Origin of the sequence: Corynebacterium sp. HMSC074A01 (assembly GCF_001831515.1) — a bacterium.
Taxonomy (GTDB): Bacteria; Actinomycetota; Actinomycetes; order Mycobacteriales; family Mycobacteriaceae; genus Corynebacterium.
Genome location: NZ_KV825618.1, coordinates 8,272 through 29,312, shown reverse-complemented (window position 1 = coordinate 29,312; position 21,041 = coordinate 8,272). Strand labels below are relative to the sequence as shown.

Genomic DNA, 21,041 nt, shown 5'->3' with positions numbered 1-21,041 from the left:
GGTCGTCTCAGTCGCGCGCGAGATCGCACCAGGCGGTCAGACCGAAACCGCTCGTGGCCGAGCGCACCGCATCCACAATCGCCGCCTCCACAGCGTCCGCCGCCGCGGCACCCAACTCCGCGAGCGCTTCCGGTCCACACGGCACGACTTCCCGCGCGGGATCCTGTGGCGCAGACACCGCGAAGAGCGTGTCCCCGTCCAGCGGTGAGTGGACCGGGCGGATTGCGCGGGCCAAACCGTCGTGACCGGCAATGGCGAGTCGCTTGAGCTGGGCCGGCGGCAGCGCCGCGTCGGTGGCCAGCACGCCGATGGTGGTGTTCAGCTGCGGGGCGGGACGCTTGAGCTGGACGAAGCGCTGCGTATCCACCGCGGGCGCGCCCGGATCACCGAAAAGCAGGCCGGTGCGTGCGTCCACGACCGCACCCAGCGGGTTCGCTACCACCGCCGCGGTGACCGTGCCTGCGGACGCGGCGCGCGAGGCGGTCCCGAACCCGCCACGCAACACGCCCGCGGTTGCGCCGCAGCCAGCACCAACGCTGCCGGATTCCAGCTGCGCCGGGCTCGTGACAGTCCCGTCGCACGCAGCCGCAACGGCTGCCGCGCCATCCTCGGCACTCGGACGGTGCGCGGGATCGCCCACTGCCAGATCAAAAATGACAGCCGCGGGCACGATCGGCACCCGCGGGCCCGGCGAATCCTCGCCGAAAACCGGGAAGCCCACCCCGCGGGACTCCAGCTCGCGCATCGCCCCGTCGGCTGCCGCCAGCCCGAAGGCAGAGCCGCCGCACAACAGGATGGCATGCACGCGCTCGACCGTGTTGTGCAGGTCTAACAGGTCGGTTTCGCGGGTGCCCGGCCCGCCGCCGCGCACATCCACGGCCGCCAGCATCCCCCGCGGGTCGGCGGAGACAAACGCCGTCACGCCGGTATCGCCGAGGGAGAGGTGGGCGCAGGGGAGGTGCACCGCATCGTCGACAAGCAATGGCTCACTCGCTTAAGACATCGAGCAGCGAGTCCTGGCAGAAGGCGAGCCACTCCATGAGGCGCTCACGGTCCTGGGCCTGGCCCTCGCCGCCGCGATCGTCGGCGGAAATGTAGAGGCGCATGTCGTTGAGCGCGGCGACGAACTGGTGCGCCTCCTCCTCGTCGATGGTGACCTCCACGCCACCATCGGGCCCAAGCGCGTCGTTGACCACGCGGATGTTCATCAGCTTCGCGCGGATGATGTCGTTTTCGTGCAGGCTGCGCAACAGCCCGTTGTCGCCGTCGAACTCCTCGTCGCCCTCTCGCTCAAAATCAGGCAACAGGCGCGCCAACTTCGGATCCTGCGGAGCCTCCGTGTGCCCAGTGGACAGGCCCATCATCTCGGCGAACTCGTCCTTCGGCGCGGACTGGGCGCGCGCGATCAGCGCCTCGGACACCGTGGCGGTGAGGTCCCCAATCACCTCCCGCTCCAGCGGATCAAACTTGGTGGTGAACTTGGCTCCCGAACGCATCAGGGCCTTCTTTCGCCTCCACGGCTGCATGCTTTTCGTCCCTTTCTACCCTGCCTGCTGCATGGTCGCCCACAAGCCGGCGGTGTGCAGCTTCTTCACATCACCCTCGACCTTGTCCTTCTCACCCGAGGAGACCACGGCCTTGCCCTCGGTGTGGACCTGCATCATCAGCTCGTTCGCGCGCTTGCGGTCATAGCCCAGGACAGTCTGGAACACGTAGGTGACATAGCTCATCAGGTTGACCGGGTCGTCCCACACAATGCACATCCATGGCAGGTTCTCGCCGGTGGCAACCTCAAACTTCAGGTCTTCTTCCAGGTCCGGCGTTGCCATCGGCGAGCTCAGCTGCGGGACCTGGCTCGTGGATTCGCAATTCATGCGCCCCAGCCTACCGGTTGGCAGCCAGGCACGTTGCGCGGCCACTTGCTAGGCTGCAATGCATCCTTGCACACACTTGCAAGTCCCCTCCCTTACGACGGAAAGGCGCACGCCCCATGCAGAAACTCCCGATGAGCAACGAGCAGTTGCTGCGCACCATCCTCGGAGTGCTTGGCCTCATCGCCGCCGTCGCGGTGACCGTCAGCGCCGCGCAACATCAGCCTGCGGGCGGCTCCTCCAACCCGACGGTGGATGATCGCCGGGCAGGCTACGTCGCACCCGATTTTGAAACCGGCCAGAAGCTCGAGGAGATCCGCCAGGACTTCTTCACCGCGGTGCGCCAGCTGCGTAGCGACGACGCGTTGCCACCCGTCAGCCTCGACCCCGAACTGCAGCGCCTCGCCCAGCAGCACGCAGAGGGCAACGCGGTGACAAAGACGCAGCCGAACTTGGAGCCAGACGGTGGCCGAGACATCGGCCAGGTTTCTGCGAGCATGCCGTTGGAGAACGCGAGCGGGCACGCCTTTTTGGAGCTGATCATCCACTCGCAGAAGCACATGGACGTGCTTTTGAACCCGGAGCACCGCTACATGGGCGTCGGCGTGGCCTACGGCCATGGCGAGGTGTGGGTGGTCGTGGCCTTCTCGCACTAGCAGGGCGTAGTCTGTATCACTATGACTGACTCCGCGTATTCCACCGCGTTCCTCACCGACATGTACGAGCTGACGATGCTCGACGCCGCGTTGCAGGACGGTACCGCGCACCGCGAGTGCGCCTTCGAGGTCTTTACCCGCCGGTTGCCCAGCGAGCGCCGCTACGGCGTGGTCGCCGGCACCGCGCGCGTGCTCGACGCGATTGCCAAGTTCCGCTTTACCGAGGACCAGCTCGCCGCGGCCGACTTCCTGTCCGATGAGGCCAAGCGCTACCTGGCCGACTACCGCTTCTCCGGGCAGATCGACGGCTACCGGGAGGGCGATATTTACTTCCCCTACTCCCCCATTATGACGGTGCGCGGCACCTTCGCCGAGTGCGTCATCTTGGAGACCGTGATCCTGTCCATCCTGAATGCCGACTCCGCCGTAGCCTCGGCTGCCTCGCGCATGGTCTCTGCCGCGGACGGGCGCCCGATCATCGAGATGGGGTCGCGCCGCACCCACGAGCAGGCCGCCGTCAGCGCCGCCCGCGCCACCTACATCGCTGGCTTCGACGCCACCTCCAACATGGAGGCCGCGCTGCGCCACGGCATCCCGCCCTCAGGTACCGCCGCACACTCCTGGACCTTGCTGCACGTCGATGAAAACGGCGTGCCGGACGAGAAGGCAGCCTTTCAGGCACAGATCGATCGCCTGGGCGTAGATACGACCCTGCTGGTGGACACCTTCGACATCACCAAGGGTGTAGAGCACGCACTCGAGGTCGCCGGTACCGACCTGGGCGCGGTCCGCATCGACTCCGGCGACCTGGGTATCGTCTCGCGTCGCGTGCGCCAGCAGCTGGACCAGGCCGGGGCGTTTAATACCCGGATTATCGTCTCCTCCGATCTGGACGAGTTCACCATCGCCGGGCTGCGCGGCGACCCGGTCGATGGCTTCGGCGTCGGCACCTCGGTCGTGACCGGTTCCGGCGCGCCCACCGCAGGGCTGGTGTACAAGCTCGTCGAGGTCGACGGCCACCCCGTGGCGAAGCGCTCCTCGGGTAAGCGGACCTACGGCGGGGCGAAGACGGCGCTGCGCGGCTACCGCGCCTCCGGCGTCGCCGTTGCTGAGATCATCTGCCCGCTGGACGGCGAGATCACCCGCAAGCCCAACCTGGACTACCAGGAGCTGGTCGTGCCGATGATGCGCGACGGCGAGCTCGTCGCCGACTACGAAGCTCAGCACGGCGGCTTGGAAAAGGCCCGCGCACTGCACGCGACCGCACGCGAGACGCTGCCCTGGGAGGGCCTGGCGCTCTCGCGCGGCGATGCGGCGATCCCGACCCGCTTTGTCGGCTTCCCCGACCCCGGCGAGTAATCCCCTCCCCCGCTTGCCGCTACACTTGCACGATGTGAGCGAACCCGACCTTGTCCCCTCCAGCGCCCCCACCAGCGCCCGCGGCGACGTCTCCTTAAGTCGAGCAACGACTGAGCTTTTGGACGCCGCGGTTGAAGCCCTTGGTGGCGCGCGCCGCGAGGGCCAGCACCGCATGGCGGAGGCAGTGGCGAAGGCACTGGATTCACAGCGCCACCTCGCAGTCCAGGCCGGCACCGGCACGGGTAAGTCGCTCGCCTACCTCGTGCCCGCGGTGCGCTACGCCCAGGCCAACGACACGACGGTGGTCGTCTCCACGGCCACGCTCGCGCTCCAGCGCCAGCTGGTGCAGCGCGACCTGCCGCGGCTCGCGGATGCGCTGGAGCCGCACCTTCCGCAGCGCCCCACCTTCGCAATCCAAAAGGGCCGCAACAACTACCTGTGCTTAAACAAGCTCGCCCAGGACGAGGGCGAGGACTCGCTTATCGACGATGCCGAGCTCTCCTGGACCGGCCGCCACGTCAAGCGCGTCGCCGAGTGGGCCCAGGAGACAGAAACCGGCGACCGCGATGACCTCACCCCCGGCGTCCCGGACCTGGCGTGGCGGCAAGTCTCGGTGACCTCCAACGAGTGCCTGGGGGCGGCGCGCTGCCCGCACGGCGAGGAGTGCTTCGCCGAGCTCGCGCGCGAGAAGACCCGTGACGTGGACATCGTGGTGACCAACCACGCGCTGCTGGCTATCGACGCCCTGTCGGACACCAACGTGCTGCCCGAGCACGACGCCGTGATTATCGACGAGGCCCACGAGCTGGACCAGCGCATCACCTCGGTGGCCACCAACGAGATCTCCGCCCGCGCGCTCACACTTGCCGCGCGCCGCGCCACCAAGATCGGCGGTGATGGCGAAGAGCTCGAAAACGTCAAGGACGACCTCGCCGCGGTGCTAGACCTGGAACAGCCCGGCCGCTGGGAGCGCATCTCGGAGCCGGCTCGTGGCGCGTTTGCCGCGCTGCGCGACGCACTGTGGAAAACGCGCCTGAGCATCGCGGACAGCCCCGAGGGCGAGTCCGAGAACAACCCGGAGAAGTTCGCCGAACGCACCAACTTGAAGAACCACCTCGGCGACCTCCACGACGCCATCGTGCGCATCCTCGGTGTGTTCGACGAGGACGACCCGGCCAAGCACACCGACGTGGTGTGGCTCACCCGCAGCGAACGCTTCGGGGATTCCGTTGCCGTGGCACCGCTGTCCGTAGCCGCCCTTTTGCGTGACAACCTCTTCGGCGAGCAGACGGTCGTACTGACCTCGGCAACGCTGACCGTTGGCGGCAACTTCGACGCAATGGCCGCTGCTTGGGGCCTACCCAGCGGCTCGTGGGACAGCCTGGACGCCGGTACTCCCTTCGATCCGGCGAAGTCCGGCATCCTCTACACCGCCCGCCACCTGCCCGCACCCGGCCGCGACGGCTTAAGCACGGAAACGCTCGACGAGATCGCCACGCTGATTACCGCCGCGGGCGGGCGCACCCTCGGGTTGTTCTCCTCGCGCCGCGCCGCCGAGCAGGCCGCCGAGGCGATGCGGGCGCGTCTGCCATTCGACATCCTTCTCCAGGGCGAGGACTCCACCGGCGCGCTGGTCACGGAGTTCAGCAACGCGGAAAACTCCTGCCTCTTCGGCACCCTTTCGCTGTGGCAGGGCGTCGACGTGCCCGGCAGCGCGCTCTCGCTCGTGCTCATCGACCGCATCCCCTTCCCCCGCCCCGACGATCCGCTGCTCCAGGCCCGCGCGAACGCCGCCGACGCTGCGGGCCGCTCCGGGTTCATGGAGGTCTCCGCCACCCACGCCGCGCTGCTCATGGCCCAAGGCGTCGGCCGCCTGCTGCGTTCCGTCGACGACCGCGGCGTCGTCGCCGTGCTGGACAACCGGCTGGTGACCAAACGCTACGGCGCGTTCCTGCGACGCTCCCTGCCCCCGTTTTGGCAGACCGACCGCCTGGATGTAGTCACCGGTGCGCTCGAGCGACTGGTCAAACGGGGCTAATTCCGCTCGGAAAACACACCCGGCGGCAGCGTGAGCACCGTCGTGGAGCCGGGCGCGACTTCGGTAAAGCCCGCGTCCCGCACCGGCACCGCGCGCGGGTCGGCCGCACACGCCGCGAACACGTCCGCGTCCACTTCGCGAACGTTCAGCGGGCAGCCCGCTGCCACCCATTCGTGCACTTCCTCCTCCGGCCGTGCTGCCGCATACAGCATCGAGGCATGCCCTACCTGAGCGGCGGCCTTCCCGGCGGTCATCTCGAGGGAGGCGTCAACGACGATGGTGGGCGCGGTGTTGTCGAGAAGCGGCGGGTGCGTGTCCGCTGGCAGGTCGGTCCCGCGGATCTGCAGCTTCGCCACCTCGTGCGGCACCTCGGACACGGCGCACGGCACGAAAGCGCGCACGCACCCCACGGTGATCCCGGGCAGCGCCTGCACGTCGTCCCACGCCTTGTTGCGGGCGCGCCGCGCGACCTTTCGGATGCGGCGCGAGTACCAGGCCTCGAGCCGCTCGCGCCAAAACCCCTCTCGGCCGGCCCGCTCGTCGAGGCATACCAGGGCCACGGCTTGCGCCGCGCACACAAGCATGGCGTTGCGCGAAGGCGGGTCTTGCTTCGGCAGGTTGATGGCCATCTGCATGGCCTGCACCGCGGCTGGATCGTCGGGGTCGCCCGAGCCTTTGCTTATCGACGCCGCGAGCAACCCATGTGCCGAACCCGTCACAGCGGACGTCGGTCGTCGATGCCAGCGGCCTCATCGGAAGAGTCGATCTCCTCGCGCGGGATGCCCAGGATGTAGAGCACCTCGTCCAAAAACGGGAAGTTCACCGAGGCGTCCGCGATCTCCTTGAGCGCCGGCTTAGCGTTGAAAGCGATGCCGAGGCCAGCGCGCGAAAGCATGTCGATGTCATTGGCACCATCGCCCACGGCCACGGTCTGCGACATGGCCAGCCCGGAGTCCGCGGCGAACTCGGCAAGGAAGTCCGCCTTCGCCTTGCGGTCAACCACCTTGCCGATGACGCGGCCGGTAAGCTTGCCGTCCTCGATCTCCAGCGTGTTCGCGCGCACGTAATCGAGCTCCAGGTCCTTGGCCAGGTCTTCGAGCACCTGGATGAACCCGCCCGAGACCACCGCCGTGCGGTACCCCAGGGAGTTCAGCGTGCGGATGGTCGTGCGCGCGCCCGGGGTGAGCTGGATATCGGCCGCAACCTGCTGGATCACCGAGGCGTCCAGCCCGGCAAGGGCCTTGACGCGCTCGCGCAGAGACTCCTCGAAGTCCAGCTCGCCGCGCATCGCGCGCTCGGTCACCTCGGCGACCTCCGCCTCGCGGCCAGCGTGCGCGGCCAGCATCTCGATGACTTCGCCGGTGATCAGCGTGGAGTCGCAGTCGAAACACACCAGGCGCTTCGCGCGGCGGTGCAGGCCCGCGTGCTCCATAGCCAGGTCGATCCCCAGCTCCGCCGAGAGCTCAGCCAGGCGCTTGCGCAACTCCTGGCCGTCGCCCGGGGTGTAGTCCGGCATCGTGATACGGAACTCAAGGCCGGTGACCGGGTATTGCGTGATCCCGCGAATGGCGTCAATGTTCGCGCCCACCTTCGCCATCTCGGTCCCCACCTTCGAGATCGCCTCGGCGTTGACCGGGTTACCCAGCGCGACAAGGACGTGGGTAGAGCGTGGACGGGACACGGCGCGCGCGGCGGCGTCGGTTTCGATGTTGACGCGCTGACCGTACTCCCACAGGCCCGCGCGCAGCTCGCGCTCAATGTCGGTGAGTTCGAGCGGGTCCATGCCTACGAGCGCGGCGAGCATCATGCGCCCCCGGAAGTCGGTCTGGGTCACGTCGAGGACCTGCACGCCATGGCGCGCGAGCACGGTAAAGAATTCGGCGGACACACCGGGGCGGTCCGGACCGGAGGTGGAGATGACTGCGGCCTTCAAACCGGGCTGCAGTTCTACTTCAAACGCTGGCTGATCAGTCACAACAGCTGACCATAGCACAGCAAAACCCCTCACCAGCCGGTGAGGGGTTCGCTGTCAGGGGGGGTAGCGCCTATCGCGTTACACGGCGACTACTTGGTCGCGGCTGTGGAACCGGCGGTCTCGCCCTTCCACGTTGCGGGACCCTCTGCGCTGTGGCCGGTGTGGGCCTCGCGGCGCAGGGTCTCCACCATGTGCGGGTAGTGCAGCTCGAACGCCGGGCGTTCGGAGCGGATACGCGGCAGGGAGGTGAAGTTGTGGCGCGGCGGCGGGCAGGAGGTGGCCCACTCGAGCGAGTTGCCGTAGCCCCACGGGTCGTCCACGGTGACGACCTCGCCGTAACGCCAGGACTTGAAGACGTTCCAGATGAACGGCAGCATACCGATACCCAGGATCAGGGAGCCGACGGTGGAAACCTGGTTCAGGAAGGTGAAGCCGTCGGTGTCCAGGTAGTCAGCGTAACGACGCGGCATACCCATGTTGCCCAGCCAGTGCTGGACCAGGAAGGTCATGTTGAAGCCGATGAAGACCAGCCAGAAGGACCACTTAGCCAGACGCTCATCCAGCATGCGACCCGTCATCTTGGGGAACCAGAAGTGGACGCCAGCGATTGCGGAGAACACCACGGTACCGAACAGGGTGTAGTGGAAGTGCGCGACCACGAAGTAGGAGTCGTGCAGGTGGAAGTCCAGCGGCGGGGAGGCCAGCATAATACCGGTCAGGCCACCGAAGAGGAAGGTGAACAGGAAGCCCATCGCCCACAGCATCGGCGACTCGAAAGTGATGTGACCGTTCCACATGGTACCGACCCAGTTGAAGAACTTCACACCGGTCGGCACGGCGATCAGGAAGGTCATGAAGGAGAAGAACGGAAGCAGCACCGCGCCGGTGGCGAACATGTGGTGCGCCCACACAGCCATGGACAGACCAGCAATAGCCAGCGTTGCGAAGACCAGGCCAATGTAGCCGAAGATCGGCTTGCGGGAGAAGACCGGGATGATCTCCGAGATGATGCCGAAGAACGGCAGAGCCAGGACGTACACCTCAGGGTGACCGAAGAACCAGAACAGGTGCTGCCACAGGATGGTGCCGCCGTTCGCAGTGTCGTAGATGTGTGCACCGAGCAGACGGTCGTACAGGACGCCGAGCGCAGCAGCGAGCAGCAGCGGGAAGATCATCAGTGCGATGATCGAGGTCACGAAGATGGTCCAGGTGAACACCGGGAGGCGGAACATGGTCATGCCCGGTGCGCGCATGGTGAGCACGGTGGTGAGCATGTTGATCGCCGAGGCGACGGTACCGATACCGGTTGCGCCCACACCGATGATCCACAGGTTTGCGGACACGGACGGGGTGTGGACCGCGTCAGCCAGCGGCATGTACATGGTCCAGCCGAAGTCGGCCGCACCGCCCGGAGTAAGGAAGCCAGCGAGCATGGCGACAACACCAACGCTGGTGAGCCAGAAACCAAAGGCGTTCAGACGCGGGAAGGCCACGTCCGGTGCGCCGATCTGCAGCGGCAGCACGTAGTTGGCAAAGCCCCACACGATCGGGGTACCAAAGGCCAGCAGCATCACCGTGCCGTGCATGGTGAACAGCTGGTTGAACTGCTCGTTGGACAGGAACTGCATGCCGGGGCTGAAAAGCTCCGCACGGATAAGCAGCGCCATAAGTCCGCCCAGGAAGAACCACAGGAAGGACATGATGATGTACATGATGCCCAGTTCTTTATGGTCGGTCGTGGTTAGCTGCATGTAAAACTTGGAGCCACGACGAGCGTTACCCGTCGGCTCCGGACGTGTCGGCGGGACGTGATTGTCCAGCCTTGGCGCCACAGCGGTCATTCGATCCTCCTGACTACGGCTCGCCCCGGTATGGAGCGAGACCTTTGCGATACCGGTTCATCATAGGTGATCGCCTTATGAAATTGCCAGCCCTCCCAGGCCAGCTACAGGTTTAACAATAGGCCCTTGTGCCCCGCTGCGCGCGCGATTGACAGTGGCGAGCAACACACAAAGGCCAGGTCGTCCACGAAGAATCCCGCGCACCCTCATGCGGCCTGCCATCGCCGCTGCAGAAGCGGCATATCGGCCCCGGCTTAGGAAGAGGTGCGCGGGATTGACCCCAAACGTGGTCAACCACTACAAACGACGCCCGCAGGTACCCCGTTGGGGATCAAACTTTAGGATGATCGCGTGTCGGGGACTGCGCGGCGTCGATAAGCATGCTTTAGAAGTCCCAATCCTCATCGGCGGTATCTTCCGCCTTACCAATGACATAGGACGAGCCCGAGCCCGAGAAGAAGTCGTGGTTCTCATCCGCATTCGGGGAGAGGGAAGCGAGGATGGCCGGCGACACCTTCGTCTCATCGGCCGGGAAGAGACCCTCGTAGCCGAGGTTGTTCAGCGCCTTGTTGGCGTTGTAGCGCAGGAAGCGCTTCACGTCCTCGGTCCAGCCCAGCGGATCGTAAATGTCCTCGGTGTACTGCTGCTCGTTCTCGTAGAGGTCGTAGAGCAGGTCGAAGGCGTACTCCTTGAGCTCCTCCTGGCGCTGCGGCGACTCGTCTCGAATGCCCACCTGGTACTTGTAGCCGATGTAGTAGCCGTGCACCGCCTCGTCGCGAATGATCAGGCGGATAATGTCGGCGGTGTTGGTCAGCTTGGAGTGCACCGACCAATTCAGCGGCAGGTAGAAGCCCGAGTAGAAGAGGAAGGACTCCAGCATCACCGAAGCGATCTTCTTCTTCAGCGGGTCGTCGCCGCGGTAGAAGGACTTAATGATCTTCGCCTTGCGCTGCACCTGGACGTTCTCCTCGGTCCAACGGAAGGCGTCGTTAATCTGCGGCGTGGACGCCAGCGTCATGTAAATATTGCTGTACGACTTCGCGTGCACCGACTCCATGAAGGCGATGTTGGTGTACACGGCCTCCTCGTGCATCGTGCGCGCATCCGGAATCAGCGACACCGCGCCGACCGTGCCCTGGATCGTGTCCAGCAGCGTCAAGTTGGCAAACACTCGCATCGTTGCGAGCTGCTCTGCGTCATTGAGGGTGTTCCAGCTCGGGATGTCGTTGGACACGGGGATCTTCTCCGGCAGCCAGAAGTTGCCGGTCAGCCGATCCCACACCTCCTGATCCTTCTCGTCCGGGATCTCGTTCCAGTTGATGGCCTTAATCGGGTTGGGGTGGCTATCCAGATACTCCTGATATTCCTCACTCATGGCTCACATCCTAGCCAATCCGGCGTGAGGTAAGCCAGGCACCCAACGGCCGTGGGCCGAGGTTTGGATTACGCCCGTCCTGGATTAAGATAATGGTAATTTTAATTCCCGTTTACCCACCATATGAGGTCGAATCGCCATGGCGGCACCCCACGAACCTTCAGCAGAGCCACTACTCACATCCATCCTCGACACCCTGGGCGAGCAAATCGTCTCCGGCGCGCTTGAGCCCGGCCACACGTTCACCCTCCAGGACCTGTCCAACCGCTTTGGCATCTCGCGGACCGTGGCGCGCGAGGTCATGCGCGCGCTCGAGCAGCTCGGCCTCGTCTCCTCCTCCCGCCGCGTCGGTATTAAGGTGTTGCCCGCAGAGCACTGGGCCGTGTTTGACCGGTCCGTGATCAACTGGCGCCTGTCGTGCGCCGAGCAGCGGCCTGCGCAGATCACCTCGCTCAACGAGCTGCGCACCGCCGTCGAGCCGATCGCGGCCTCGCTCGCCGCCACTCACGCCACCCCGGCGCAGTCGCAGCGCCTGCTGGAGCTCGCCCACCTTTTGGTCGAGCTCTCCGAGGCCGGCGTCGGCAACTCGGACGAATTCCTCGACGCGGATAAGGAATTCCACACGCTGATCCTCCATGCTTCCGGCAACGAGATGTTCTCCACGCTCGCCGACCCGATCATGCACGTGCTGGAGGGCCGCACCCGCTACGGCATCATGCCGGACGAGCCGTCGGTGCCCGCAATGCGGATCCACATCGACTTGGCCCAGGCGATTATCGACGGCAACGCCCCCGACTCCGAACGCGCCTCCCGCAACCTGCTCACCGGTATCAAGGAGTTCCTGGCGATCTAACCGCCTCGCGTAAACCGCCGCAAAAGCCCCGCGCACCGTTTCCGGTGCGGCGGGGCTTCTCTGCTGCTAGGGCCTGAAGGCTAGGTCTAGAGCATGCAGGACACGCAGCCCTCGACCTCGGTGCCCTCCAGCGCCATCTGGCGCAGGCGGATGTAGTACAGCGACTTAATGCCCTTGGTCCACGCGTAGATCTGAGCACGGTTCAGGTCACGGGTGGTCACAGTGTCCTTGAAGAACATGGTCAGCGACAGCCCCTGATCCACGTAGCGGGTGGCCACAGCGTAGGTGTCCACGATCGCTTTGTAGCCGATCTCGTAGGCGTCCTCGAAGTACTCGAGGTTCTCGTTGTCCATGTGCGGCGCCGGGTAGTAGACGCGGCCGATCTTGCCCTCCTTGCGGATCTCAATCTTGGAGGCGATCGGGTGGATCGACGAGGTGGAGTTGTTGATGTACGAGATCGAGCCGGTCGGCGGCACTGCCTGCAGGTAGCGGTTGTAGATGCCGTCGCGGGCGACGTCCTGCTTCAGCTGCTCCCACTCTTCGGCGGTTGGGGCGGCGATGTTGGAGGCGTCGAAAAGCGCCTTGACCTTGTCGGTCTTCGGCTGGAAATCCGCCGGATCGTAGCGGTCGAAGAACTCGCCGCTGGCGTACTCGGACTTGTCAAAGTCAGCGAACCGCTCCCCCTTCTCCACCGCGATTGTGTGCGAGGCGCGGATGGCCTGGTACATCACGGCGGCGAAGTAGGCGTTGGTGAAGTCGAGGGCCTCCTCGGAGCCGTAGCGGATGTGCTCGCGGCCGAGGTAGCCGTGCAGGTTCATCTGGCCCAGGCCGATCGCGTGCGAGGCGTCGTTGCCCTCGCGCACAGACGGCACGGAGTGGATGGCAGTCTTGTCCGCCACCGCGGTCAGGCCTCGGATGGCGGTCTCCACGGTGCGGGCGAAGTTGTCCGAGTCCATCGTCATGGCGATGTTGAGCGAGCCCAGGTTGCAGGAAATGTCGTGGCCGACCTCGGCATAGGTGAGGTCCTCGTTCAGCTCGGACGGCGAGTTGACCTGGAGGATCTCGGAGCAGAGGTTGGACATGTTGATCCGGCCGGTCTTGACCGGGTTCGCGCGGTTCGCGGTGTCCTCGAACATGATGTACGGGTAGCCGGACTCGAACTGGATCTCCGCGACAGTCTGGAAGAACTGGCGCGCGTTGATCTTGGACTTGCGGATACGCGGATCCTCGACCATCTCCTCGTACTTCTCCGTCACCGAGATGTCGGCGAAAGGCTTGCCGTAGACGCGCTCGACGTCGTACGGGCTGAACAGGTACATGTCGTCGTTGCGCTTGGCCAGCTCGAAGGTGATGTCCGGAATGACCACTCCGAGCGAGAGCGTCTTGATGCGGATCTTCTCGTCCGCGTTCTCGCGCTTGGTATCCAGGAACTTCATGATGTCCGGGTGGTGCGCGTTCAGGTACACCGCGCCAGCACCCTGTCGGGCACCGAGCTGGTTGGCATACGAGAAGGAGTCCTCCAGAAGCTTCATCACGGGGATCACACCGGAGGACTGGTTCTCGATGTGCTTGATCGGCGCGCCGGACTCGCGAATGTTGGAGAGCAGGAGCGCCACGCCGCCGCCGCGCTTGGACAGCTGCAGCGAGGAGTTAATCGCGCGCCCGATGGACTCCATGTTGTCCTCGATGCGCAGCAGGAAGCAGGACACGAGCTCTCCGCGCTGCGCCTTGCCCGCATTCAGGAAGGTCGGGGTAGCGGGCTGGAAGCGCCCGGTCATAATCTCGTCCACCAGCGCGGAGGCGAGCTCCTCGTTGCCGTCGGCGAGGAACAGCGCCGTCATGGCCACGCGGTCTTCGAAGCGCTCGAGGTAGCGGCGCCCGTCGAAGGTCTTCAGCGTGTACGAGGTGTAGTACTTGTACGCGCCGAGGAAGGACTTAAAGCGGAACTTAAAGGCGTAGGCGCGCTTGAAGGTGTCCTTGACAAACTCCCAGTCGTAAGCCTCGATCACCTCGGGCTCGTAGTACTTGTTGTCCACCAGGTACTTCATCTTCTCTTCCAGGTCGTGGAAGTACACGGTGTTCTGGTTGACGTGCTGGAGGAAGAACTGGTTGGCGGCCTCGCGGTCCTTGTCGAACTGGATCTTGCCGTTCTCGTCGTACAGGTTCAGCAGCGCGTTGAGAGCGTGGTAATCCAGCTGGTCAGCGGCGTTGACCGGCTCGGGGACGACTTTTCCGTGCATTTCAGAGGTAGACACAGCGGGGCCTTTCATGTTCCAAGTATGTCGGTTGTCTAGGTTACAAGTTTGTGGTTTGCCGCGTCAGGCGGTGCGGTATTTGCCCTGGTATTTGGCGCGCAGTGCAGTCAGCCGGTCGCTATTGTCTGCCGGCAGCGGGGCAAGCGCCTCGCGTGCTTCTTCACTCAAGGGGGTCAGGCCGAGGGTGTGCGCGCCGTCGAGAAGCGAGGTGCGCACACGCGCAACATCCTCGGCGGTGCCCATCAGCTCGACCCGGTAGAGGTAAGGCACGCCGCACTTTTCGGAGATGATGTCGCCGGCGATGCAGTAGTCGGGCCCGAAGTTCGAGTTGCCCGCGGCAATCACCCCACGGATCAGCCCGCAGTTGCGCGGGTTGTTCAAAAAGCGGATGACCTGCGGTGGCACGGGGCGAGAGTAGCCATTGCTTATCGACGCCCCGCCCCCGTACGTCGGGCACACCAGCACATAGGGCTCGTCCACCTCGAGCGGGGCGTCGCCGCGCCGCAGCGGGATCCGCGCGCTGGGCAACCCCACCTTGTCTACGAAGCGCTTCGTATTTTCGGTAGTGGAGGAAAAGTACACGACGAGCATGAGTGCCTACTTATTTCATTCTTGTCAAGAGCGGGTGCAGATAAACGTGAAGCCGCCAACCACAGGAATTGACGGCTCTGGGTGAAGCGTGCTGCTTTTTAAGCTGCGGACTGGATGCCGCGGATGCGGTCCGGGCGGAAGCCGGACCAGTGTTCCCCGTCGACCTCCACGATCGGGGCCTGCAGGTAGCCAAGGGCCATCACGTAGTCACGTGCCTCTTCGTCCACGGAAATGTCCACGAGGGAGTACTCCAGGCCAGCCTTGTCGAGGGCCTTGGTGGTCGCCTTGCACTGCATGCAAGCGGGCTTGGTGTACACGGTGATAGAAGACATAACCTGTGGGCTCTTTCTGTAGCGTTTGCGGGAAACTGAACCAAAAATCTTGGGCGCCGACGTTCTCGGCGCGACACCAACAAACACTATACCTTGGGGGAATATATGGCAACCGCTACTACATGTAGTAGTTACAGGCATGGTATTCCCAGGATGACGCCCCCGGCTTACCTACATGTAGTTCGCTATAACCACTTCCATGTAAGTTCCGGGGCGAAAACCGGCTCACAACGGTGGTATTTAATTTCACTAGACGCCGTGAAACAGCTGCTGCCCCGCCACCGCCCGGGGTATCACGGGGCGGTGGCGGGGCAGCAGAACGGCGCACGGTATCGCACCCTTGAAGGTGCGACGCCGTGCGCCGAGTAAGGGAACTAGCCCTGGCGAGCCTTGAAGCGCGGCTCCTTCTTGTTGATCACGTAGACCTTGCCGCGGCGACGCACAACCTGGGCGCCCGGCTTGTTCTTCAGCGACCGAAGCGACTTGCGGACCTTCATCGGGCGCTCCTTTCTTCTCGAAGTTGCATTGCTCTGACGACCTGCGGACTCACCACCCCACACTCGCAGCACGTTGTGTGAGTGTTGGGCATGCCGGGTCGCGACACGTCGGTTAAGGTTACACGCTCTTTGCCTGGTTACCAAACCCGGGATCAAAGCGCTCGCGCATCTCATCGGCCACCTCGTCCAGACTGCGCCCCATTGTCTCAGGCACCTGGCGGCGCACGAAGAGCGCGGCCACCACGCCGAAGACGGCGAACAGCAGGAAGGTGAAGGTGGCGGAGGTGACGTCGACAAGCGGGAGGAAGAACTGGGCGACGATCCAGTTCATCACCCACAGCGCCAGGCCCGCCAGACCCATGCCCACGCCGCGAACCTGCGGCGGCACAAGCTCGGAGATGAGCAACCACGTCGTCGGCGAGACCGCCGCCTGCTGGGAGGCGATAAACCCGGCCATGCACGCCAGCGCCACTAGCGCCAGGCCCGCGTTATTCTCAGCCGCGCGGTACATCACAGCGAGCGCCACCAGGAAGATCACGTTGCCTGTCAGGCCGATGAGCAGGAGGCGGCGCCGCCCAATCTTGTCCACCACCTGCAGCCCGACCCAGCAGGCCACAACGGAAACAAGGCCGATCACGATCGAAGTGTAAATAGCGTTTTCGGTCGACAGCCCCACCGTGTTCATCATCGTCGGCGCGAAGTAGACGATTGCATTAACGCCCGTGACCTGCTGGGTAATGCCCAACAGCGCCGCGACGATCACGGTGGAGCGCAGCCACTTGGTCTTGCGCAGCGTACGCCATTCGCCGCGGGAGGCGGCCTGGCGCGTGCGGGCGTCGTTAGCCAGCAGCTCCTCGAGCTCCGCCGCGCTCATACCGATGCGCGCCGCGGTGGCCTCCGCCTTCGCGCGTGCGCCGCGGCGAGCCTGCCACAGCGGCGTCTCCGGCAGCAGGAACATGCCGATAGCCAGCGCCGCGCCCGGCACGGCGGCCAGGCCGAGCATCCACTCCCAGCTACCCGTGCGCGCAAGCAGAGAGTTAACCAGGTACGCGAGCAGTTGGCCCACCACGATCATCAGCGTATTCAGCGAGACCAGCTTGCCGCGGACCTTCGCGGGCGACATCTCCGCGATGTACATCGGGGTGACGATGGACACGCCACCCACGCCCACGCCGAGGAAGGTACGCGCCGCGGCGAGCGCGCCGACCCCGTCGGCCATCGCGCACCAAATTGAACCGAGGATGAACAGCACGCCGCCGACGATGAGCGTGCGGCGCCTGCCGAGTGCGTCGGCGACCGCGCCGCCGACGATTGCACCAATGGCCGCGCCCACGAGCAGCATGGAGGTGACCAGGCCCTCCTGGCTGGGCGTCATGCCGAACTCGGGCGTGATGTAGAGCAGCGCGCCGCTCATCACGCCGGTGTCATAACCAAAAAGGAGGCCGCCAAGGGCGGCGATCGCGGCGACAGTGCGCACGTAACGCTGCGTGTCACCGGCACGGGAACGTGTGTTTTGAACCATGAAAACTCATCTTGGCGGCCGCTACGATGAATGTCATGTCTTACCAGCCCGAAAACCTGCAGTCAGAGATCATAAAAGCCCTGGGTACCCGCCCCTTGATCGATACAGATGCGGAGGTGCGCACCCGCGTGGACTTCCTCGTCGATTACCTCGCCGCCACGGGAGCGAAAGGCTTCGTGCTGGGCATTTCCGGCGGGCAGGACTCCACGCTCGCAGGCAGACTCGCCCAGCTCGCGGTTGAACAGCGCCGAGCCGACGGCGCGGAGGCGACGTTTACCGCCGTACGCCTGCCGTATGGGGTGCAGGCGGATGAGGACGACGCGCAGCTCGCCCTCAAATTCATCCAACCGGACGAAACGGTCACCGTGGACATCAAACCCGCCACGGACGCGCTGGGGGCGCAAGTGGCGGACGCGCTCGGGGCGCCTGGCCTCGGCGACTTCAATAAGGGCAACGTGAAGGCGCGCGTGCGGATGGTCGCCCAGTACGCCATCGCCGGCGAGCGCGGCAGCCTAGTCATCGGCACCGACCACGCGGCAGAAAACGTCACCGGGTTCTTTACCAAGTTCGGCGACGGCGCGGCCGACCTCCTCCCCCTTGCCGGTCTGAACAAGCGCCAGGGTGCCGCCCTGCTTAAGCACCTGGGAGCGAACCCACGGCTGTGGGAGAAGGTGCCCACCGCGGACCTGGAGGAGGATCGCCCGGCGCTGCCTGACGAGGAGGCGCTCGGCGTGAGCTATCCGCTTATCGACGACTACCTGGAAGGCAAGCCCGTCCCCGCAGAGGCAGCGGCGCGCCTGGCGCACCTGTGGCACGTCGGCCAGCACAAGCGCCACCTGCCACCGGGCCCGCGAGAAACCTGGTGGCGCAACACCGCCGACTAAAGGTCCTCGAAGGGGTGGATGACGCGTGCGCCGATGCCCTGTGCCGCCGCGGCGAGGCGCCGGTCCGCTGTGACGAAATCGCAGTCGAGCCCGAACGCGCGCGCCTGCACCCACGTGCCGAGGTGGATGGCGTCGAGCGTCTTAACTTTGCCGATAATGAGTTTTGCAGCCTGCAACACTCTCGAATCAATCGCCAGCGTCAAAAGGCTCTCCGACACCTCATCCGCACTCTTCGGATCCATACCCGCACGGTACGTGTACCGCGTCAACTCGACCTCAGTCAGCACCGAGCTCACCAACCCACGCCCGTCAAGCACGTCCTTGGCCCATTCCGTATAGACTTCGCTGCTCATCGTGGGAATGATCGCCGAGGTGTCCACATACAGTTGGCGCATCACAGCTCCGCCTCCTCCCGCTCCTCGGCGAGAAATTGCTCAAGCGTCAGCCCATTGTTGGGCGCAAGCTCCCACGTGATCTTGAAAGGCCTGCCACGGCGCACGACCAAGCCGGCTTCTTCCATCAGGTCGATGGGGCTGCGCTCGCCTACCGGCCGGATCTCCGCCACAGGTTCGCCCCTATCCGTCACCGCCAAGGTCTCGCCACCATTGCGCCCCCGCGCAATCACGTCCCTGGTTTTCTGATTCAGCTCTCGCATTGACACGGTCGCTCCCGCCTTCCGCGTTTCTTGCAGAAGTTGCTCAAGACGCTTTTCTACCTCGCTCATCACCAACAACCTCCTGCACCTACATTGATGTATTACTTGTAAGACATGAGAGTATTACAGGTATTACATTGCGTCAAGGGTGTCGTGCGCGGCGCGGACCAGCGCGGATGCGTAGCTGGGCCCGTGAGTGGTGGCATGTACCGCCAACGGGTGGAGCTGGTGGATCGGGATGCGGGCCCGCCAGGTGTCTGCGGTTTCAGCGCTGCCGAGCACCCCACCGGCGCGCACGTAGCCGTCCACGATCGCGTCAAAGTAGGGCGCGCCAAACAGCTCCAGCATCGCGATATCGGTGAGCGGGTGCCCGCCGTGCGCAGCTGGGTCGATAAAACGGGGACCTTCCGGGCTAAACAGGAGGTTGCCGGCCCATAGGTCGCCGTGGATGCGCGCAAGCGGGGCATCCTCGTCTTCTTCAAGCAGCGCATCGCAAGCACGGGCGACCTCCTCCAACCCCCGCGCGTCGAGATTGCCCACTTCGTGCGCGGAGTGGGCGAATGGCAGAACCCGTTGGTGCACGTAGAAGTCCGCCCAACGTTCCGTTGGTGTGCACTCCTGCTCGAGGCGGCCAATGAAGTTGGGGCCGTCCCACCCGGTCGGCGGGGCACCGAAGGCGGGAGCGCCTGCCGCGTGGACTGCCGCCAGCTCGCGTCCAGCCTGAGCCGCGGACTCAGCGGTGGGGCGTGCAGGGTTGACGGTCTCGATGGTGAGGGTATTCGCGGCGTCGTCAAGCGAAAGCACCTCGACCACCGCCGACGACCCCTCGCGCAGCCAGCGAAGACCCGCGGCCTCGGCGGCGGCTGAGCCCGGCGCGCTGCCTCGCTTGAGAAAACCATCAGACATTGTTGCCCTCCAGATTCAATAGAAAACGTTTTGCCTGCTTACCGCCACGATAACCGCCGAGCGAACCGTCGGCGCGCAGCACGCGGTGACAGGGCACAAGCAGGGGCAGCGGGTTGCGTGCGCACGCACTGCCCACAGCGCGCACCGCCTTGGGGTTGCCGACCCGCTCCGCGAGCGCCTTATACGTCGTGGTGACACCGTAGGGCACCCGGGCGAGCTCCTCAAGGACCTGGCGGTGGAAATCGGTGGCGAAGCGGAAGTCAAGCGGCACCGTAAACTGCTGCCGCCTGCCCGCGAAATACTCTGTCAGTTGGTGCGCAGCGAGCGGCACCTCGGCCTGTTCTCCGATGCGGGCGCGCTGCGCTTCAATATCGTCGGCCTCAAGCAGGACCTTGGCCACTCCCCTGCTCGATATCACCAGGCCAAGGCGACCGATCGGGGAATCAATGTCGTGGAACTGCAAACCGTCCATGCGCCCCACCGTAGTGGGCAAATGGCGAGACCGCCGGGCGAGCATTGAGTAAACTCCATGCTATGTCCAAGAAAATTACAAGCTTTTCCCTTGCTCTCGTCACTGCCGCTTTTGCCCTGGTCGGCTGCGGGGACTCCTCCTCCGACACGATCCCTGGCACCAGCCCCGCGATTGCGGCAGCCGTGTGCGACGGGGACGCGGGCTGCGAATCCGACATGCGCACCCTGAGCCACAAGTTGGATTCCTCCGACGACGCCGACGGCAACGGTCTCATCGACCAGGAAGAACTCAACACAGCCCTCGACCGGCTTGACCGCGAGGAAAAGGAGGCCGAAGAAGCAGCAGCGTCCTCGGCGGCCGCCGCATCCTCTTCCGCGGCCGCGGAACGTTCCTCCGAGGCAGCAGCGAAGAAGCGAGAGGCCGAAGCCTCCTCGCGACGCGCTAAAGAGAGGGAGGCCGCTGACCGCGAGCAGGCCGAGCGGGAAGCCGCCCAGCGCGAGCAGGCGGCGAGGGAGCAGGCTGCCGCCGAACAGGCCGCGGCTGAGCAGGCAGCAGCCGAGCAGGCCGCCGCAGAACAAGCCGCAGCCGAGCAACAGCAGCAACAGCAACAGGCCGGCCCGCAGATGGAATACGCGACCATGGGCCCCTATGGTTCACTTTTCACCTGCGAACAGGCCCGTGACAGCTGGCCGGTACAGTCCAGTCCCTGCTACACCGGCAGTGATGGTAACGCCTACTTCGAGGGCATGCGCCAGGCAATGCGCTAGCGCTCAAGCCCCGGCAACGAAAAAGCTGCTCGGCCTTCTCCGGCCGGGCAGCTTTCTTGCGAAGTGGAGCTAACGGGATTCGAACCCGTGACCCCCACACTGCCAGTGTGGTGCGCTACCAACTGCGCCATAGCCCCGTAGAAACGGTATGAAGTTGTACAAGTGGAGCTAACGGGATTCGAACCCGTGACC

22 protein-coding genes and 1 tRNA gene are annotated in these 21,041 nt (G+C 64.9%); 6 read left to right on the top strand and 17 right to left on the bottom strand.

Features of this window, described 5'->3' with window-relative positions:
• Positions 1-7 precede the first annotated feature (7 nt).
• The 3 genes from HMPREF2550_RS05725 to clpS are packed head-to-tail and all read right to left on the bottom strand — an operon-like array spanning position 8 to position 1,874.
• A complete protein-coding gene (locus HMPREF2550_RS05725; RefSeq protein WP_070790268.1) occupies positions 8-982 on the bottom strand; it encodes a P1 family peptidase in 975 nt (324 codons plus the stop codon).
• A gap of 4 nt (positions 983-986) precedes the next feature.
• Positions 987-1,526 (bottom strand): DUF2017 domain-containing protein, encoded by a 540-nt coding sequence (locus HMPREF2550_RS05720; protein WP_070762103.1) that lies wholly within the window; start codon positions 1,524-1,526, stop codon positions 987-989.
• A gap of 15 nt (positions 1,527-1,541) precedes the next feature.
• Positions 1,542-1,874: an ATP-dependent Clp protease adapter ClpS gene (gene clpS / locus HMPREF2550_RS05715; RefSeq protein WP_083316890.1), complete on the bottom strand. Its 333-nt coding sequence runs from the start codon at positions 1,872-1,874 to the stop codon at positions 1,542-1,544.
• 116 nt (positions 1,875-1,990) lie between these two features.
• Here clpS and HMPREF2550_RS05710 point away from each other — a divergent pair, with 116 nt between their 5' ends.
• Genes HMPREF2550_RS05710 through HMPREF2550_RS05700 form a run of 3 tightly spaced genes read left to right on the top strand, consistent with a single transcriptional unit; the run spans position 1,991 to position 5,924 of the window.
• Entirely contained in the window at positions 1,991-2,527 is a 537-nt protein-coding gene (locus HMPREF2550_RS05710) for a CAP domain-containing protein (protein ID WP_070790265.1), read from the top strand.
• Positions 2,528-2,548: 21 nt separating this feature from the next.
• Entirely contained in the window at positions 2,549-3,886 is a 1,338-nt protein-coding gene (locus tag HMPREF2550_RS05705) for a nicotinate phosphoribosyltransferase (protein WP_070790263.1), read from the top strand.
• 34 nt (positions 3,887-3,920) lie between these two features.
• Complete coding sequence (locus HMPREF2550_RS05700; protein ID WP_070790415.1) at positions 3,921-5,924, top strand: ATP-dependent DNA helicase; 2,004 nt, start codon at positions 3,921-3,923, stop codon at positions 5,922-5,924.
• Here the strand turns inward: HMPREF2550_RS05700 and HMPREF2550_RS05695 are convergent.
• The 4 genes from HMPREF2550_RS05695 to nrdF all read right to left on the bottom strand — a co-directional run bounded on the left by HMPREF2550_RS05695 (position 5,921) and on the right by nrdF (position 11,115).
• Positions 5,921-6,643, bottom strand: coding sequence for an aminoacyl-tRNA hydrolase (locus HMPREF2550_RS05695; protein WP_070790261.1), 723 nt, complete (start codon positions 6,641-6,643; stop codon positions 5,921-5,923). The genes HMPREF2550_RS05700 and HMPREF2550_RS05695 overlap by 4 nt on opposite strands.
• Positions 6,640-7,899: a phosphoserine phosphatase SerB gene (serB, locus tag HMPREF2550_RS05690; protein WP_083319797.1), complete on the bottom strand. Its 1,260-nt coding sequence runs from the start codon at positions 7,897-7,899 to the stop codon at positions 6,640-6,642. Before serB ends, HMPREF2550_RS05695 begins: the two co-directional genes overlap by 4 nt.
• A gap of 89 nt (positions 7,900-7,988) precedes the next feature.
• Positions 7,989-9,740 carry an aa3-type cytochrome oxidase subunit I gene (gene ctaD, locus HMPREF2550_RS05685; protein ID WP_038592192.1) on the bottom strand — a complete coding sequence of 584 codons (1,752 nt, stop codon included), beginning with the start codon at positions 9,738-9,740 and terminating at the stop codon, positions 7,989-7,991.
• A 385-nt stretch (positions 9,741-10,125) separates the two neighbouring features.
• The gene (gene nrdF, locus HMPREF2550_RS05680) at positions 10,126-11,115 is read right to left on the bottom strand and encodes a class 1b ribonucleoside-diphosphate reductase subunit beta (RefSeq protein ID WP_038592195.1); all 990 of its coding nucleotides are present in this window, start codon (positions 11,113-11,115) and stop codon (positions 10,126-10,128) included.
• A gap of 139 nt (positions 11,116-11,254) precedes the next feature.
• On the opposite strand from nrdF, the gene HMPREF2550_RS05675 reads away from it, so the two are divergent.
• Positions 11,255-11,968: a FadR/GntR family transcriptional regulator gene (locus tag HMPREF2550_RS05675; RefSeq protein ID WP_070762096.1), complete on the top strand. Its 714-nt coding sequence runs from the start codon at positions 11,255-11,257 to the stop codon at positions 11,966-11,968.
• An 86-nt stretch (positions 11,969-12,054) separates the two neighbouring features.
• On the opposite strand, the gene nrdE is transcribed toward HMPREF2550_RS05675, so the two are convergent.
• The 5 genes from nrdE to HMPREF2550_RS05650 all read right to left on the bottom strand — a co-directional run bounded on the left by nrdE (position 12,055) and on the right by HMPREF2550_RS05650 (position 17,165).
• A complete protein-coding gene (gene nrdE, locus HMPREF2550_RS05670; RefSeq protein WP_141757731.1) occupies positions 12,055-14,208 on the bottom strand; it encodes a class 1b ribonucleoside-diphosphate reductase subunit alpha in 2,154 nt (717 codons plus the stop codon).
• A 78-nt stretch (positions 14,209-14,286) separates the two neighbouring features.
• Positions 14,287-14,814 (bottom strand): class Ib ribonucleoside-diphosphate reductase assembly flavoprotein NrdI, encoded by a 528-nt coding sequence (gene nrdI, locus HMPREF2550_RS05665; protein WP_083316887.1) that lies wholly within the window; start codon positions 14,812-14,814, stop codon positions 14,287-14,289.
• 98 nt (positions 14,815-14,912) lie between these two features.
• On the bottom strand, positions 14,913-15,146 hold the full coding sequence (gene nrdH, locus HMPREF2550_RS05660) for a glutaredoxin-like protein NrdH (protein ID WP_038592204.1): 234 nt from the start codon (positions 15,144-15,146) through the stop codon (positions 14,913-14,915).
• A gap of 374 nt (positions 15,147-15,520) precedes the next feature.
• On the bottom strand, positions 15,521-15,643 hold the full coding sequence (gene ykgO, locus HMPREF2550_RS05655) for a type B 50S ribosomal protein L36 (RefSeq protein WP_005511141.1): 123 nt from the start codon (positions 15,641-15,643) through the stop codon (positions 15,521-15,523).
• Between the two features lie 118 nt (positions 15,644-15,761).
• A complete protein-coding gene (locus tag HMPREF2550_RS05650; protein ID WP_070762094.1) occupies positions 15,762-17,165 on the bottom strand; it encodes a sugar porter family MFS transporter in 1,404 nt (467 codons plus the stop codon).
• 26 nt (positions 17,166-17,191) lie between these two features.
• On the opposite strand from HMPREF2550_RS05650, the gene nadE reads away from it, so the two are divergent.
• Positions 17,192-18,049 carry an ammonia-dependent NAD(+) synthetase gene (nadE, locus tag HMPREF2550_RS05645; RefSeq protein ID WP_070762093.1) on the top strand — a complete coding sequence of 286 codons (858 nt, stop codon included), beginning with the start codon at positions 17,192-17,194 and terminating at the stop codon, positions 18,047-18,049.
• On the opposite strand, the gene HMPREF2550_RS05640 is transcribed toward nadE, so the two are convergent.
• The 4 genes from HMPREF2550_RS05640 to HMPREF2550_RS05625 form a co-directional block, all read right to left on the bottom strand.
• Positions 18,046-18,444 carry a type II toxin-antitoxin system VapC family toxin gene (locus HMPREF2550_RS05640; protein WP_070790258.1) on the bottom strand — a complete coding sequence of 133 codons (399 nt, stop codon included), beginning with the start codon at positions 18,442-18,444 and terminating at the stop codon, positions 18,046-18,048. The two genes, nadE and HMPREF2550_RS05640, sit on opposite strands and share 4 nt — an antisense overlap.
• The gene (locus tag HMPREF2550_RS05635; RefSeq protein WP_070790256.1) at positions 18,444-18,773 is read right to left on the bottom strand and encodes a type II toxin-antitoxin system Phd/YefM family antitoxin; all 330 of its coding nucleotides are present in this window, start codon (positions 18,771-18,773) and stop codon (positions 18,444-18,446) included. Before HMPREF2550_RS05635 ends, HMPREF2550_RS05640 begins: the two co-directional genes overlap by 1 nt.
• Before the next feature lie 63 nt (positions 18,774-18,836).
• Complete coding sequence (locus HMPREF2550_RS05630; RefSeq protein WP_070790255.1) at positions 18,837-19,610, bottom strand: fructosamine kinase family protein; 774 nt, start codon at positions 19,608-19,610, stop codon at positions 18,837-18,839.
• Positions 19,603-20,082 carry a methylated-DNA--[protein]-cysteine S-methyltransferase gene (locus HMPREF2550_RS05625; protein ID WP_141760533.1) on the bottom strand — a complete coding sequence of 160 codons (480 nt, stop codon included), beginning with the start codon at positions 20,080-20,082 and terminating at the stop codon, positions 19,603-19,605. The genes HMPREF2550_RS05630 and HMPREF2550_RS05625 overlap by 8 nt, the downstream gene beginning before the upstream one ends.
• A 62-nt stretch (positions 20,083-20,144) precedes the next feature.
• Between HMPREF2550_RS05625 and HMPREF2550_RS05620 the strand changes: the two genes are divergently transcribed.
• Entirely contained in the window at positions 20,145-20,849 is a 705-nt protein-coding gene (locus tag HMPREF2550_RS05620) for a hypothetical protein (protein ID WP_070790250.1), read from the top strand.
• A 64-nt stretch (positions 20,850-20,913) separates the two neighbouring features.
• On the opposite strand, the gene HMPREF2550_RS05615 is transcribed toward HMPREF2550_RS05620, so the two are convergent.
• Positions 20,914-20,986 (bottom strand) — tRNA-Ala (locus HMPREF2550_RS05615).
• Positions 20,987-21,041: the final 55 nt, after the last annotated feature.

Bases quoted from the DNA above. Each gene is read 5' to 3' on its own strand.
- HMPREF2550_RS05720 (WP_070762103.1), bottom strand. From the start codon at position 1,526: ATGCAGCCGTGGAGGCGAAAGAAGGCCCTGATGCGTTCGGGAGCCAAG.
- clpS (WP_083316890.1), bottom strand. From the start codon at position 1,874: ATGAATTGCGAATCCACGAGCCAGGTCCCGCAGCTGAGCTCGCCGATG.
- HMPREF2550_RS05710 (WP_070790265.1), top strand. From the start codon at position 1,991: ATGCAGAAACTCCCGATGAGCAACGAGCAGTTGCTGCGCACCATCCTC.
- HMPREF2550_RS05705 (WP_070790263.1), top strand. From the start codon at position 2,549: ATGACTGACTCCGCGTATTCCACCGCGTTCCTCACCGACATGTACGAG.
- ctaD (WP_038592192.1), bottom strand. From the start codon at position 9,740: ATGACCGCTGTGGCGCCAAGGCTGGACAATCACGTCCCGCCGACACGT.
- nrdF (WP_038592195.1), bottom strand. From the start codon at position 11,115: ATGAGTGAGGAATATCAGGAGTATCTGGATAGCCACCCCAACCCGATT.
- HMPREF2550_RS05675 (WP_070762096.1), top strand. From the start codon at position 11,255: ATGGCGGCACCCCACGAACCTTCAGCAGAGCCACTACTCACATCCATC.
- nrdE (WP_141757731.1), bottom strand. From the start codon at position 14,208: ATGCACGGAAAAGTCGTCCCCGAGCCGGTCAACGCCGCTGACCAGCTG.
- nrdI (WP_083316887.1), bottom strand. From the start codon at position 14,814: ATGCTCGTCGTGTACTTTTCCTCCACTACCGAAAATACGAAGCGCTTC.
- nrdH (WP_038592204.1), bottom strand. From the start codon at position 15,146: ATGTCTTCTATCACCGTGTACACCAAGCCCGCTTGCATGCAGTGCAAG.
- ykgO (WP_005511141.1), bottom strand. From the start codon at position 15,643: ATGAAGGTCCGCAAGTCGCTTCGGTCGCTGAAGAACAAGCCGGGCGCC.
- HMPREF2550_RS05650 (WP_070762094.1), bottom strand. From the start codon at position 17,165: ATGGTTCAAAACACACGTTCCCGTGCCGGTGACACGCAGCGTTACGTG.
- nadE (WP_070762093.1), top strand. From the start codon at position 17,192: ATGAATGTCATGTCTTACCAGCCCGAAAACCTGCAGTCAGAGATCATA.
- HMPREF2550_RS05640 (WP_070790258.1), bottom strand. From the start codon at position 18,444: ATGCGCCAACTGTATGTGGACACCTCGGCGATCATTCCCACGATGAGC.
- HMPREF2550_RS05635 (WP_070790256.1), bottom strand. From the start codon at position 18,773: ATGAGCGAGGTAGAAAAGCGTCTTGAGCAACTTCTGCAAGAAACGCGG.
- HMPREF2550_RS05630 (WP_070790255.1), bottom strand. From the start codon at position 19,610: ATGTCTGATGGTTTTCTCAAGCGAGGCAGCGCGCCGGGCTCAGCCGCC.
- HMPREF2550_RS05625 (WP_141760533.1), bottom strand. From the start codon at position 20,082: ATGGACGGTTTGCAGTTCCACGACATTGATTCCCCGATCGGTCGCCTT.
- HMPREF2550_RS05620 (WP_070790250.1), top strand. From the start codon at position 20,145: ATGTCCAAGAAAATTACAAGCTTTTCCCTTGCTCTCGTCACTGCCGCT.